Genomic DNA, 12,577 nt, shown 5'->3' on the forward strand with positions numbered 1-12,577 from the left:
CGGGTACCAGTGAAGACCTCAATGTGTTGGTCATGGAACCCAAGCTTGAACAAATGATTACCCATGCACACACCGCAGCAGGGCAAGACCAGGTTGGTATTGACCCCAACCTGGCAGAAAACCTGGCTCGCCAAACTGCCGATGCAGCAGGTCGTCAAGAGCAACTGGGTCAAAGCCCAGTGCTGTTGGTGCCCGACGCATTGCGTTTGTCCATGGCCCGTTTGCTTAAGCGTGCAGCGCCCAACCTTCGGGTGCTGTCGCACAGTGAAATTCCTGAAAACCGTACTATCCGCGTTGCGCAAGTCGTAGGAGCGAAAGCATGAAGCTGAAAAAATTCACAGCCCCCACCACAAGAGAGGCCTTGCAAAAGCTGCGTGCTGAACTGGGTGAAGATGCAATTATTTTGTCCACCAAGCAAACTGCTGCGGGCACCGAAGTGCTGGCCGCGTCCTCGCAAGATCTGGACACTGTGATCGAGAAGCCGGCTGCTTCGTCAGCGCCCCTGTCGTGGACCAAGGCTGAGCGCACACAATTTGCCGCGCAGGAAGCAACACGCCAGCCCACACCCGCCGAGAAAATTGCACAGCAGGTGGCCGCGCAGCGCGAGGTGTTGATCAATCGCGCACCCGTGATGCACCAAATACCGCAAGCCTTGCCTGAACACGACATGATCACGGACGTGGCCAAGCGCCGTTCGCAAGCGGCCAGCGATTCCATGGCCAGTGAGCAAACCGCGGTGCTGGAAGAAATCAAGCAAATGCGGCAGCTGTTGAAAGACCAAATGGCCATGATCACCTGGCGCGATGCACTGGAGAAAAATCCCCAGCGCGGCGAACTGTGGAACCAGTTGACCCAATCCGGGTTCTCACCGCTGTTTGCGCGCACTGTGGTTGAAAAACTGCCCGCAGACCTTTCCGACAGCCAGGTTCAAGACTGGGTGATGAACGTCATCAAGAAAAACCTGAATGTGGTGCCAGCCAACAAAGACATTGTTGAGACCGGCGGCACATTTGCTTTGGTAGGCCCCACCGGTGTGGGCAAAACAACCACCACAGCCAAACTGGCCGCACGTTGCGTGGTGAAGTATGGTGCTGACTCGCTGGGCTTGATCACCACTGACAGCTACCGGATTGGCGCACAAGACCAACTGCGAATTTACGGCAAGATTCTGGGTGTGCAGGTGTACACCGCACAAACCCACGCCGACCTCGCCCAGTTGCGCAACACCATGCAACGCAAGCGCCTCATTTTGATTGACACTGTGGGCATGGGCCAACGAGATTCTCGCGTGGCTGAGCAAACAAAAATTTTGACCGACAGCCATGTGAAGCGCGTGTTGTTGCTCAACGCAACCAGCCAGCCAGAGACGCTGGATGATGTCGTGCGCCATTACAAAAGCACGGGTTTGAGTGGTGCAATTTTGTCCAAACTGGATGAAGCCATCAAAATTGGCGGTGTACTCGATGTGGTCATGCGTCACAAACTGGCTCTGCACTACATTGCCACCGGCCAGCGTGTGCCTGAAGACCTATTCCCGGCTGACCCTCGCGTGTTGGTGCACCGCGCCATGCGTGCCCGCAGCAGTCAGGCGTTTCAAGCCTCGAGCGAGGAATTGAAATGGAAAATGGCCCAAGTCTCAGCGACTGGAATTTAAAGTTTCATGGTCTACTGAATCCTATGGATCAAGCCAAAACACTTCGACACTTGCTGGGCCGCAAAGCCGCCACCATTCACCCGATTCTCGGTGATATGGGGAGCGACTATGCAGCCTGTCTGGCTCGTTTTGTATTAGAGCAGCAAGCGCGCTCCGATCGGGCAGCCGTGTTGTTTGACGGGTCTGCAGCTGGCTTGCCGCAACTGCTGCCAATCCATGCACGCACAGATCTGATTGAATTTTTCAACGGCAATCTGAACCTGGAAGATCAGGTCATTGAGCTTGCTGAATCCCAATACCTGGTGGTGGCCCGAATTGGTCTTGAGGCCTTGGCCAAAAAGCCGGCTCAATCCCTGGCCCTGCTGGGCAAGCTTCATCGCATGCCGGTGAGCTGCGACCGCTTTTATGCCACATTGCCCTACGAGGCAGTCCAACTGGCCAAAGCCTTTTCCCCACAAGACGACTGGTACTGGGTGGTGCAGCCCACCGCCCGATCGGTGACCCGTGCCTTTCAGGCCATTCGTTCTTCAAAAGGGGTAGACGAAAATATTCGCCATCGTGTTATTGTTGCGGGTGTAAGAAGCACAGATGAAGCCGATCACGTGTTCGCAAATTTGCTGGAAAGCACCTCGAGCTTTCTGGTCAATCCTCTGCAGTATGCGGGGCATTTGCCAGCCTTGCCTTCGGGCAAAGCCTTGAACCAGGTCGGTCGGGAGATGATTGCGGCAGGTCGGCGAATTGCGAAAGCCATTTGCTCTTTCGACGAACACGCACTGGCGTAATAACAAGACAGGAAGCACAGACTCCATGTACACAGCCCAGGGCACTTTAGACAAATCAAAGCAAGTGGACCAATACATCCCCTTGGTTCGCAGGTTGGCGCATCACCTGATCGCCAAGCTGCCCGCGTCTGTGCAAATCGATGATCTGATTCAAGCCGGCCTCATCGGCCTGATGGACGCCATTACCCGTTTTGAAGAAGGGCAGGGCGCCCAGTTTGAAACCTATGCCAGCCAACGAATTCGCGGTGCCATGCTGGATGAACTCCGTTCGGCCGACTGGATGCCGCGTGGCGTGCGCCAGGCGCAGCGAAAAATTGAAACTGCCACGCTGAGAGCCGAGCAAAAGCTTGGACGCTCAGCCTCTGAGAAAGAGATTGCAGACGTTATGGGCGTTAGCCTGGACGAATACCAGGACATGCTGTTCGATTCGCGTGGCGCATCGCTGGTGTTTTATGACGATTACGCCGACGACGGCGATGGCGAAGGTTATCTGGATCGCCAGATCGGCGGTGACGAGGAAGCCAACCCACTTGAAATGCTGGGCGACCAGCGTTTCCGTGAAAACTTGATTCAGGCCATTGAAGACCTGCCTGAACGTGAAAAAATGCTCATGGGACTGTATTATGAGCAGGAGTTAAACTTCCGTGAAATCGCCGCTGTCCTTGGCGTGACTGAGTCCCGGGTGTGTCAGTTGCACACACAGGCGGTCAGTCGCCTCAAAGCCAAGCTTCGCGAACACTAAGCACACATGGCTGATCCCAAAGCCCAGGGAAAACCGAAAACTTTCGAGCAGTCTCGCACCCGGGTCAATCGTTCCCTGATTTTGGTCATACTCACCGGTGTTGGTCCCTTGGCCTTGGCCGCCTTTTACATGGCTGCCACAACTTCCGATGCCGCCAACTGGAATTTGACCGTTCTCCTGACCTTGGCGTTGGGGGTGTTGGGCGCGTGGTTCATGGGCAACAAGCTCATGTCGGGTCTGCTTGAAATCATCCGCTCTTCCATTCAGTCTGAAAGTCAGTTGCGCCGCCTCATGGAACTGTCGGGCGATTGGTATTGGCACCAAGATTCTGCCCACACCATTGTGCGGATCATCTACCGTGGCAAAGATCAAAACAGCGAGGCCAAAAACGGATTCAAGCTGCCTTTCGATGGCCTCGCACGTTGGGATGTTGAAGGCTTGAAATGCATTGACCCGCGCTACAACTGGGATACTTTCAAAGAACTTCTCGACAGTCATCAACCCTTCGATCGGGTCTGTTTCGAGTATTGGCCGCAGGATTCCGAGCGTATTATTTTTGAATCGACTGGCCGACCCCTGTACAACACCAACGGCGATTTTGTGGGCTACATGGGCGTGTCTTCTGATCGCACGCAGAAGCGCTTGAACGAGCAGTTGTTGTCCTTGCAACGTTCACTGCTGCAGGGCGTTTTGCTCTCTGCGCCCATTCCCGAGTTGGCAGCGTCGTACGCGCGTGGTTTGAAAAACTGCCTTACTGTGCATGCTGAAGTGGTGCTGGGTTTTCGGGACAAATCCGAGCACAACCACTGGCGTGTACGCGGCACCCATCCCAACCTGCGCATGCCTTTCGAGAAAGGACAGGCATTTTGGGACAACGCCGAACAGCTTTGTGAACCCTTGGAGGGACATGACCAGCACGGTGTGGTCTGGATCGCCAAAATGAAGCCCGAGCATTATTTTGAGAGCAACTGGGCCACAGAGCTTGGCATTACAGCGGTGTGGTTTGCCCTGCGCAAAGCCATCGAACCCAACCAGCCAGAGTACTGGATCATGGTGGCCCAGAAGGGCGTCGACAACACACGCCATGATGATGTATTGCGTGTTTTAACCGCTATTCGTCTGCTTGGTTTGTGTGTTGAGCGCCGTGTTTTTGAAGACGATTTGCAGGGGCTGAACGGAACCCTCGAGCAGCGCATCAATGACCGCACCGCCGAGCTTACCCGCAGTAACTCTGAGCTGGAGGCATTCACTTACACGGTGTCGCACGACCTTCGAGCCCCCCTTCGGGCCATCGATGGTTTCTCCAGTATTCTGAAAGAGGATTTCGCGGAAAACCTGCCAGAGGATGCCCGGGGCTTACTCGATCGAATCAGCAACAACGCACGTCAAATGGGTGGCCTCATAGACGGCCTGCTCGACTTTTCACGTTTGCTGCGCACCGATGTTGCGCGGGTCAAAGTAGATCAGCAGCAACTGCTGGATCAAATCCTGGATCAGCTCGATGCCCGGCGAAAAAATGTGGTGGAGTTGTGTGAGTTGCCACCTGTGTATGCCGACCCGGTGTTGTTGAAGCAAGTGTGGATGAATTTGATCGACAATGCCTTGAAATTCAGCAGCAAGGCAGCGCAACCGAAAGTCACCATTGAATGCGAAAAAACAGGGCGCTTCTACCGGTTTAGTGTCAGGGACAATGGCGCAGGTTTTGACATGAAGTACGCCGACAAACTGTTCAACGTGTTTGAACGTTTGCACCACAAGAAAGATTTCGATGGCACCGGGGTGGGCCTGGCCATTGTGAAACGAATCATTGAACGTCACGGCGGCGAAATCAGTGCCAAGGGTGAACTGGGCCAAGGTGCCTGCTTCACATTCACCTTGCCTGAGCACGCTGATTTGAACGACTAAAAGGATACTTGCCATGGCTGACGTAGTGCTGGTTGATGACAATTCCAATGACGCAGACCTTGCTTTGCGCGTGGTGCGCAAAACTTCCTCAAGCTCCACCACGGTGCTGCTTGAGGATGGTGAACGGGCTATCGAATACTTCAAACAGTTGATGGAAGATCACCCGAAAGACAGCGCGGCCCTGAATTTGCCCAAGCTCGTGCTGCTGGATCTGAAATTGCCCAAGCTGGATGGTCTGGAAGTGTTGAAGTTCTTGCGCTCGCACGATGTGTTCAAGACCATGCCCATTGTTGTACTGTCTTCATCACGCGAAATCAGCGATGTCAAACGTTCTTACGAGTTGGGAGTGAACAGCTTTGCAGTCAAGCCAGTGCAATTCGATCAGTATCTGACCCGAATTTCTGCACTGGTATCTTATTGGCTAACGATTAACGAATTACCGCGCGGGGCATAGCGCCACCGGTGAGGGCTGACTGGCTCATGCCGCCTTTGGGGCCATAGGTATCGCTGGCGGTGGGCTTTTGTTCAGCCACAGCAGCTGCAGTCAAAATCGAAATTCTTTCCTGCAGTCCCGCCAATTGCTCGGTTACCAACTCGCCATTTGTATTGTTCAAACGCTGTGCGTGGGTGAGGGTGGTGCGCAGGGTTGAGTAGGTGCCCAGCAGGCGAGGTTCGTGTGCTGCAAGTACATCGACCCACAGGGCGATGCCGTCCATATTGGGCTGAAAGCCCTCAGCCTTGGCCAATTGAACGTTGTTCAGGTAACGCTTTTCAAGCTCCAGCATCATGGCTTCCTTGCGAAGGGCCAGGCTGTTCAGCTCAGTGGTTTGCAGTTTTACAAGGCACGCCTGTTCTTCAAGCAAGATATCCACCAGCGCCATGGCCATGTCACATTCATAGGCCAGGTTGCGGTACAAATTTTTTGCTGCGTCAGCGTGCGACATAATCTTCAATCCTCAGTTACTTTTGACCAAGCAACTCGCGAGCACTTTCAATCACTTTGGCGGCAACCGCCTCGGCATTGACCTTGAACTCGCCTTTGCTAATGGCCTCTTTGATCTCGGCCACTTTCTCGGCGTTGAACGGCGCACCTGCTGCGCTCAGTTCACTCGACTGCCCGGAAAGCTTGGCTACTGCGCCTTCCGAACCGGTTTTCTCTGTGGAGCCAACCGATGCTGACTTGCTGCCACCTTGTGGCTTGGTCAGTTTGTCAATCGGGTTGCTTCCCGGGTTTATTCTATTAATACTCATGATGTCCTCCGCATTGGGGCAGAGCCTAAGTGGGTTTCGTATGTTTTCTTAACGGCTCGATTCCACCTAACTTTAACGAATTCTGGAAAGAATTCCTACTTTTTGAGGATCACCCCTACAAACTAACCTCAACCAGCAGCGCATCTCGCGCCACACCATGCAGTATCTTGCCCTGTGTGGTTTTGATTTTTACCACCTCGCCCAACTCGGCCTCACCCATCGCAACCGCGGTACCACCAATTGCAAAGCCAGGGCCTTTCATCATTACTTTCACGGTATCGCCGTTTTTCACCAAGGCCTGGCCGCGCAAATAGTCGTGCTTTAACAGCGTGCCTGGCCACAATTGGCGGGCTGCTGTTTTGTTGTTTAAATGCGCAAGGTCGCTGACCCAGCCGTGGCTCAGCTGGCTTAAATCCATGGTTCTGAATTCAACATCATTCAGGCCCAGCGTTTGGCCCGATTGAATTGTTCCTTTTACCACCAGCACAGGCGCCCACACTTTCACATCGACACCCACAAAGAAGGGGGCTGTGTCCGATCCCACGCACTGCACGCGCACATAAGTGCGGCCCCACATTTTGTTGCCTGCCGTATTGGCAAACAAGGCGGCGGGGCATTGCAGGCTGCCAATCCGTTCATCGGCTTTTACAAACTTCACATCCACACTTGCGCCAGGTGGCAGCAGCGCGGGGTCGACCAGTTCACTCAGTTGGGCTTCAGTCACCCAGCGAGAACTGTCGGTTTGTGCTGCACCAGTCTGAACAAGCCCAAGGACAAGCCCTGCGCCAAACAGCACTCGAAATGCGATGTTAAAAAAAGTGAGAAATTTCATTCAAGTTCTGGGCACTGCTGCCGTAAATGTCACTGTAAGAAACAATTTCTGCCTCGATGACAACATCCTAGGCGGGAGCTTGCTGCACCCTAAGCAGAAAAAGAGCACCCTTTCCCCCCTTTCTCTCCACTTTGATTTGACAGCATCAATTCAATAATCCATTCATCCGTCCGTGTATGAAGGATTAAAAGATGTTGGACAAACTTACAGATGCAATGCAGTTCTCTGCCGAGGCCCTGAAACTCAGAGCGCGTCGGCAAGAGGTATTGACCTCCAACATTTCCAACGTCGACACCCCCAATTACAAAGCAGTCGATTTCGACTTTCAAAGCGCGCTGAAAGCAGCCACAGGCGAGAAGGGTTCTATGGGTAGTCCTTCCAATCCAGGCCTTGGCAATGGCGCAGGCGCCTTGGCTGTGACCCACCAAGGCCACATAACCGGCAAAGGCAACGCAGGCATGAGCACCGCCGAGATGTTGCAGTTTCGCCGCGGCAACAATGCCGCCATCGATGGCAACTCGGTCGACATCGACCGCGAGCGCGCCGCATTTGCAGAAAACACGGTGAAGTACGAAGCCGCCTTGCGTTCAATCAACGGAAGAATTTCTTCCTTGAAGCAAGCCATGGGTTCGGGCAACCAATAAGGGTATAGGGAGCAAACATGTCGCTATTTAATTCTTTCAAACTGGCCGGTGGCGCGATGCAAGCGCAAACCACACGTCTGAACACAGTGGCGAGCAACCTCGCCAACGTCGACACGGCAGCGGGTGACCCCAATTCTGTTTATCAAGCCCGAAAAGTTGTGTTCGAAGCCGTGCTTCAAAAAGCGGCGCCTGGCAAGGCCTCGCTGGCTGAGAACGTGCAGGTGAAAGACATTGTGGAAGACAAAACCGAGGCCAAAAAAATGTTCGATCCCAAGCACCCCATGGCCGATGAAGACGGATATGTCTACATGCCCAATGTGAATGCCGTGGAAGAAATGGTCGACATGCTGGCCGCCTCGCGCAGCTACCAAACCAACGCAGAAGTAATGAACACAGCCAAACAGTTGATGTTGAAAACCTTGAACATGGGCAACCAGTAAGGAGCAATGAAAAATGACGATTGACGTAACTTCCGCACTGGGTAACAACAGCGGCACCACAGCAGCAAAAAAGAAAACCGATGAAAACAGCCCCGAAGCGATTCAGGAGCGGTTCATGTCTTTGCTGGTGGCCCAGTTGAAAAACCAGGATCCACTGGCCCCCATGGACAATGCCCAGGTGACCAGTCAAATGGCTCAGTTAAACACCGTTACCGGCATTAACACACTGAATGCCACCATGGAAGGCGTAGCAGCGTCGATCAATGCCAACCAAACAGTACAGGCCACCAGCATGCTGGGTCGCGCAGTATTGACCGAAGGCAATGATCTGAAACTGGTGGATGGCAAAGCTGTGGGCTCCATGGAACTGAACCAGAGTGCCGACATTCTGCGCGTGAATGTGCTGGATGCCGGGGCGAATGTGGTGCGCACCATCGAATTGGGCCCGCAATCCAAAGGTACGCATGAGTTTGAGTGGGACGGCAAAAGCAACGACGGCAGCACCTTGCCCGCCGGCAACTACAAGTTTGAGATCGAAGCAAAAGCAGCAGGCAAAGACGCCAGCGTCACTCCACTGACCCTTTCTGTGGTTCAAGGCGTGCGCAATGCCGGCGCAGAAGGCACCAAACTTTTAACCAGCAATGGCAGCGAAATTACCTTCGCAGACATCAAGCAGGTTTTCTAAATTAAAGATTTTTCAAGGAGTCAAGCATGGCTTTTTCAGCAGGTGGTAGTTTCCAGCAGGGTTTGAGTGGTCTGAACGCAGCGCAGCGCGGTTTGGAAGTCATTGCAAACAACGTGTCCAACGCCAGTGTGGTCGGCTTTAAAGGATCGGAGGCAGAGTTCTCCGATGTGTTCGCCCGAGCATTCAATGGCGCACGTTCTACCAATGGCATTGGTTTGGGTACCAGCCTTGCGGCGGTCACGCAAAACTTCAAACAAGGCAATATCAACGTGACAGGCAACCCCTTGGACCTGGCCATCAGTGGCACTGGTTTCTTCAAGGTACAGGCTGGCAACGGTGACAACATTTATACCCGCAATGGTCAGTTCACATTGAACAATGAAGGCGTTATCGTGAACTCCCGTGGCGACAAACTGCAGGGCTTTCCGGTGGATGCAGCCACTGGCCGTCCGTCCGATGTTGCCCAGGATATTCTGGTGCCACGCGGCAGTATTCCTCCTGCTGCAACCCGTTCGGCCAATCTGGAATTGAACCTGGATGCACGCGCCACTGCCATCGATCCTGCTTTGGCATTTGATCCTGCCAATTTGAACACCTTCAACAATTCAACATCGATGACGGTGTATGACGAATTGGGCGGTGCGCACATCATGGCCATTTACATGCGCAAGGAAGCGTCCAACGACTGGTCCGTGTTTGCAACCGTCGACGGCACACAGGTCGACGTGGGTACTGCGCCCGTGGCTGTAACCACTGCACCTGCGCAATCGACTTCAGCCAACCTTCAATACGGCGTGGACGGTTTGTTGACCACGCCCAACAGTGGCAACCTGACCGTGGACATGTCGCGTTTTGTCACTGCCAGTGGTGTGCCATTTTCTTCCACAGGCACAGCACCCAATCAGTTCACCTTCGACATGAGCAATACCACCCAGTACGGCAGCTCGTTTGTGGTGCAAAACCTGGGTCAGGATGGTTTTGAATCCTCTCCATTTGCAGGTTTTGATGTGGGCGCAGACGGCATGTTGACCATCAGCTACGCGAACGGTCAGTTGGTGAATCATGCACAAATTGGTTTGTATCGTTTCCCGAATCCCGAAGGTTTGCAGCCAGTGGGTTCGAATGGCTGGTTGGCCACCAACTCCTCGGGACCTGAATTGGTGTCGCTGAGTGAAGACACCGCATTCGGCATTATCCAGTCGGGTGCTTTGGAAGAATCGAACATTGATTTGACGGCTGAACTGGTGGCCATGATTTCCGCACAGCGCGTGTATCAGGCCAACTCACAGACCATTAAAACGCAAGATTCAATTTTCCAGACCATCACCAACCTTCGTTAATGTGAACTGAAGCGGGATCGCAAGAATGGACAAACTGATTTTCCTGGCCGCCCAAGCCGCCAAAGGCACAATGTCTCGCCAAGAGAACATTGCCAACAACCTGGCCAACGTGAACACGCCCGGGTTTAGGCAACAACTCATGGCTTTTCAAAGCGCGCCTGTGACAGGCGAGGGCAGTGGTTCCAGAAGCTTTGCGGTGGAAACCAGCATTGGCTTTGACACCACGCCAGGACAAATTCAGTCCACGGGGCGGGAAATGGACGTGGCCATTCAAGGCGAGGGCTGGTTTGCAGTCAACGACGCGAAAGGCAATGAAGCCTACACCCGCAACGGCTCCTTTCAGCTGGATGGGCAGGGCAATCTGGTGACCCAGGAAGGTTATTCGGTGATTGGCAGCAATGGCCCTATCAATGTACCGCCTGACCACCGTTTGTCGTTCGAAGGCGATGGTTCTGTGTCTGCCATTCCAATCAGTGGCGACACCAATGTGGTTCAGTTGGGCCGCTTGAAACTCGTGAATATTCCCGAAGGTGACATTAATCGTGGTGACGACGGTTTGTTTCGCGCTGCCAATGGCGATCCGGCCGAAGCAGATTTGAATGTGCGTGTGGCGGGTGGTTTTATTGAATCGAGCAATGTGAATGCGGTGGACATGATGGTGCAAATGATCACCGCGGCCCGCCAGTATGAAACCCAAATGAAAATGATCAGCACGGCCAAAGAAAACGGCCAGGCCGCCAACAGCCTGTTTGGCATGAATTAAGGAGAAAACCCATCATGATGCGTTCTTTGTGGATTGCAAAAACAGGTCTGGATGCCCAGCAAACCCAGCTGGATGTGATTTCAAACAACCTGGCCAACACAGCCACCAACGGCTTTAAACGCTCGCGCGCTGTGTTTGAAGATTTGCTGTACCAAACCCTTCGCCAGCCCGGTGCACAAACCACCGAGCAAACCCAGGTGCCTTCCGGCCTGCAAATTGGTACGGGTGTAAAGCCGGTGTCTACAGTGCGAAATTTTGCACAGGGTAACTTGCAGCAAACCGGCAACACACTCGATGTGGCCATCAACGGCCAGGGGTTTTTCCAGGTTCAAATGCCCGATGGCACCACCAGCTACACCCGCGATGGCAGCATTCAGATTGACGCCAACGGCACACTGGTCACTTCCAACGGTTACCCCGTGCTTGGTCCTGTCACCATTCCGCAAGGCGTCCAGGAAATATCAATTTCTCAAGATGGTGTGGTGTCCGCAGTGGTGCAGGGGCAGGTTCAACCCCAGGAACTGGGTCAAATCCAGTTGGCGAGTTTTGTAAATCCGGCCGGCTTGTTCAGCATGGGTCAAAACCTGTATTCAGAAACAGCCGCCTCAGGCGCACCTACACAAGCTGTGGCAGGTACCAATGGCGTGGGCTTTGTTTCCCAAGGCTTTGTCGAAACATCCAACGTCAACGTGGTGGAAGAACTGGTCGGCTTGATTCAGGCCCAGCGTGCCTATGAAATCAACTCCAAGGCAATCTCCACATCAGACCAGATGTTACAGCGCTTATCTCAGCTTTGATTCTTGAAACATTGGGCACACTGAATGTGTTCTGATGGAGTGTATGGCATGAAAAGATTGGTTCTAATCGGTTTAACGGCAGCGTTTTCAATAACTTTAGGGGCTTGTTCAACTTTCGCACCGAAAGTGGACATGCCCGAGAAAACCACCGTGTCGCAGCAGGTTCAACAACCCGCCCAAGTCGCCATGGCCGCGCCAACTGGCAGCCTTTATAGCCCTGCCACCTACCGCCCTCTGTTTGAAGACCAGCGCGCCCGCTTTTTGGGTGACACGCTCACCATTCAAATCATTGAGCAGATCAACGCTGCGCAAACCAACTCCATGAGTGCCTCACGCAGTGACTCTGCAAGTATCGATGTGCCACTGATTCAGGGTTTCTTTGGCAGCCGCGATTTGCGCGCCATCAACGGCAGTGCCAGCAGCGACAAAGATTTTTCTGGCGAGGGTTCCAGCCGCGCCGCGAATACCTTGACTGGGTCCATTACGGTCACAGTTGCCAGCGTATTGCCCAATGGCAATTTACAGGTTGTGGGTGAAAAGCAGATTGGCACCAATCGCGAAGTGGAATATTTGAAATTCAGTGGTGTCGTGAACCCCATCACCATATTGCCCGGCAACGTGGTGCCCAGCACCAAGGTTGCTGATGCCCGCATTGAATATCGTGGAAAAGGCGCATTGGACTCTGCCACTGCCATGGGCTGGTTGAGCCGCTTTTTCCTGACTGTATTGCCTTTCTGAACTG

The 12,577-nt window shown here is 53.6% G+C and carries 16 protein-coding genes; 13 read left to right on the forward strand and 3 right to left on the reverse strand.

The window, feature by feature from the left end:
* The 6 genes from LMED105_RS12175 to LMED105_RS12200 all read left to right on the forward strand — a co-directional run.
* Positions 1-323: FHIPEP family type III secretion protein (locus LMED105_RS12175; RefSeq protein ID WP_008251747.1), on the forward strand; the 323-nt coding region annotated here is incomplete at its 5' end.
* Positions 320-1,654 carry a flagellar biosynthesis protein FlhF gene (gene flhF, locus LMED105_RS12180; RefSeq protein WP_008251748.1) on the forward strand — a complete coding sequence of 445 codons (1,335 nt, stop codon included), beginning with the start codon at positions 320-322 and terminating at the stop codon, positions 1,652-1,654. The genes LMED105_RS12175 and flhF, both read left to right, overlap by 4 nt.
* Complete coding sequence (locus tag LMED105_RS12185; protein ID WP_156799684.1) at positions 1,618-2,436, forward strand: hypothetical protein; 819 nt, start codon at positions 1,618-1,620, stop codon at positions 2,434-2,436. The genes flhF and LMED105_RS12185 overlap by 37 nt, the downstream gene beginning before the upstream one ends.
* Before the next feature lie 25 nt (positions 2,437-2,461).
* Positions 2,462-3,178: an RNA polymerase sigma factor FliA gene (locus tag LMED105_RS12190; protein WP_008251750.1), complete on the forward strand. Its 717-nt coding sequence runs from the start codon at positions 2,462-2,464 to the stop codon at positions 3,176-3,178.
* 6 nt (positions 3,179-3,184) lie between these two features.
* Entirely contained in the window at positions 3,185-5,083 is a 1,899-nt protein-coding gene (locus LMED105_RS16455; protein WP_008251751.1) for an ATP-binding protein, read from the forward strand.
* Between the two features lie 13 nt (positions 5,084-5,096).
* Entirely contained in the window at positions 5,097-5,537 is a 441-nt protein-coding gene (locus LMED105_RS12200; protein WP_008251752.1) for a response regulator, read from the forward strand.
* Here the strand turns inward: LMED105_RS12200 and flgN are convergent.
* The 3 genes from flgN to flgA form a co-directional block, all read right to left on the reverse strand.
* The gene (flgN, locus tag LMED105_RS12205; protein ID WP_008251753.1) at positions 5,512-6,027 is read right to left on the reverse strand and encodes a flagellar protein FlgN; all 516 of its coding nucleotides are present in this window, start codon (positions 6,025-6,027) and stop codon (positions 5,512-5,514) included. The genes LMED105_RS12200 and flgN overlap by 26 nt on opposite strands.
* A gap of 16 nt (positions 6,028-6,043) precedes the next feature.
* Entirely contained in the window at positions 6,044-6,334 is a 291-nt protein-coding gene (gene flgM, locus LMED105_RS12210; RefSeq protein WP_008251754.1) for a flagellar biosynthesis anti-sigma factor FlgM, read from the reverse strand.
* 115 nt (positions 6,335-6,449) lie between these two features.
* Positions 6,450-7,166, reverse strand: a complete 717-nt coding sequence (flgA, locus tag LMED105_RS12215; protein WP_008251755.1) for a flagellar basal body P-ring formation chaperone FlgA — start codon at positions 7,164-7,166, stop codon at positions 6,450-6,452.
* A 191-nt stretch (positions 7,167-7,357) separates the two neighbouring features.
* On the opposite strand from flgA, the gene flgB reads away from it, so the two are divergent.
* From flgB to LMED105_RS12250, 7 genes are read left to right on the forward strand one after another with little or no spacing between them, the layout of a single operon-like run.
* The gene (gene flgB, locus LMED105_RS12220; RefSeq protein ID WP_008251756.1) at positions 7,358-7,810 is read left to right on the forward strand and encodes a flagellar basal body rod protein FlgB; all 453 of its coding nucleotides are present in this window, start codon (positions 7,358-7,360) and stop codon (positions 7,808-7,810) included.
* A 17-nt stretch (positions 7,811-7,827) separates the two neighbouring features.
* Positions 7,828-8,250 carry a flagellar basal body rod protein FlgC gene (flgC, locus tag LMED105_RS12225; RefSeq protein WP_008251757.1) on the forward strand — a complete coding sequence of 141 codons (423 nt, stop codon included), beginning with the start codon at positions 7,828-7,830 and terminating at the stop codon, positions 8,248-8,250.
* Between the two features lie 13 nt (positions 8,251-8,263).
* Entirely contained in the window at positions 8,264-8,935 is a 672-nt protein-coding gene (locus LMED105_RS12230) for a flagellar hook assembly protein FlgD (protein WP_008251758.1), read from the forward strand.
* 26 nt (positions 8,936-8,961) lie between these two features.
* Positions 8,962-10,275 (forward strand): flagellar hook protein FlgE, encoded by a 1,314-nt coding sequence (gene flgE, locus LMED105_RS12235; protein WP_008251759.1) that lies wholly within the window; start codon positions 8,962-8,964, stop codon positions 10,273-10,275.
* A 25-nt stretch (positions 10,276-10,300) separates the two neighbouring features.
* A complete protein-coding gene (flgF, locus tag LMED105_RS12240) occupies positions 10,301-11,038 on the forward strand; it encodes a flagellar basal-body rod protein FlgF (RefSeq protein ID WP_008251760.1) in 738 nt (245 codons plus the stop codon).
* A gap of 14 nt (positions 11,039-11,052) precedes the next feature.
* A complete protein-coding gene (flgG, locus tag LMED105_RS12245) occupies positions 11,053-11,835 on the forward strand; it encodes a flagellar basal-body rod protein FlgG (protein ID WP_008251761.1) in 783 nt (260 codons plus the stop codon).
* A 48-nt stretch (positions 11,836-11,883) separates the two neighbouring features.
* Entirely contained in the window at positions 11,884-12,573 is a 690-nt protein-coding gene (locus tag LMED105_RS12250) for a flagellar basal body L-ring protein FlgH (RefSeq protein ID WP_040513418.1), read from the forward strand.
* Positions 12,574-12,577 lie beyond the last annotated feature (4 nt).

The sequence above is a fragment of the Limnobacter sp. MED105 genome (genome assembly GCF_000170915.1).
In the GTDB taxonomy this organism is placed as follows: Bacteria; Pseudomonadota; Gammaproteobacteria; order Burkholderiales; family Burkholderiaceae_B; genus Limnobacter.

Coding starts and splice junctions, on each gene's coding strand:
- flhF (WP_008251748.1), top strand. CDS start 320: ATGAAGCTGAAAAAATTCACAGCCCCCACCACAAGAGAGGCCTTGCAA.
- LMED105_RS12185 (WP_156799684.1), top strand. CDS start 1,618: ATGGAAAATGGCCCAAGTCTCAGCGACTGGAATTTAAAGTTTCATGGT.
- LMED105_RS12190 (WP_008251750.1), top strand. CDS start 2,462: ATGTACACAGCCCAGGGCACTTTAGACAAATCAAAGCAAGTGGACCAA.
- LMED105_RS16455 (WP_008251751.1), top strand. CDS start 3,185: ATGGCTGATCCCAAAGCCCAGGGAAAACCGAAAACTTTCGAGCAGTCT.
- LMED105_RS12200 (WP_008251752.1), top strand. CDS start 5,097: ATGGCTGACGTAGTGCTGGTTGATGACAATTCCAATGACGCAGACCTT.
- flgN (WP_008251753.1), bottom strand. CDS start 6,027: ATGTCGCACGCTGACGCAGCAAAAAATTTGTACCGCAACCTGGCCTAT.
- flgM (WP_008251754.1), bottom strand. CDS start 6,334: ATGAGTATTAATAGAATAAACCCGGGAAGCAACCCGATTGACAAACTG.
- flgA (WP_008251755.1), bottom strand. CDS start 7,166: ATGAAATTTCTCACTTTTTTTAACATCGCATTTCGAGTGCTGTTTGGC.
- flgB (WP_008251756.1), top strand. CDS start 7,358: ATGTTGGACAAACTTACAGATGCAATGCAGTTCTCTGCCGAGGCCCTG.
- flgC (WP_008251757.1), top strand. CDS start 7,828: ATGTCGCTATTTAATTCTTTCAAACTGGCCGGTGGCGCGATGCAAGCG.
- LMED105_RS12230 (WP_008251758.1), top strand. CDS start 8,264: ATGACGATTGACGTAACTTCCGCACTGGGTAACAACAGCGGCACCACA.
- flgE (WP_008251759.1), top strand. CDS start 8,962: ATGGCTTTTTCAGCAGGTGGTAGTTTCCAGCAGGGTTTGAGTGGTCTG.
- flgF (WP_008251760.1), top strand. CDS start 10,301: ATGGACAAACTGATTTTCCTGGCCGCCCAAGCCGCCAAAGGCACAATG.
- flgG (WP_008251761.1), top strand. CDS start 11,053: ATGATGCGTTCTTTGTGGATTGCAAAAACAGGTCTGGATGCCCAGCAA.
- LMED105_RS12250 (WP_040513418.1), top strand. CDS start 11,884: ATGAAAAGATTGGTTCTAATCGGTTTAACGGCAGCGTTTTCAATAACT.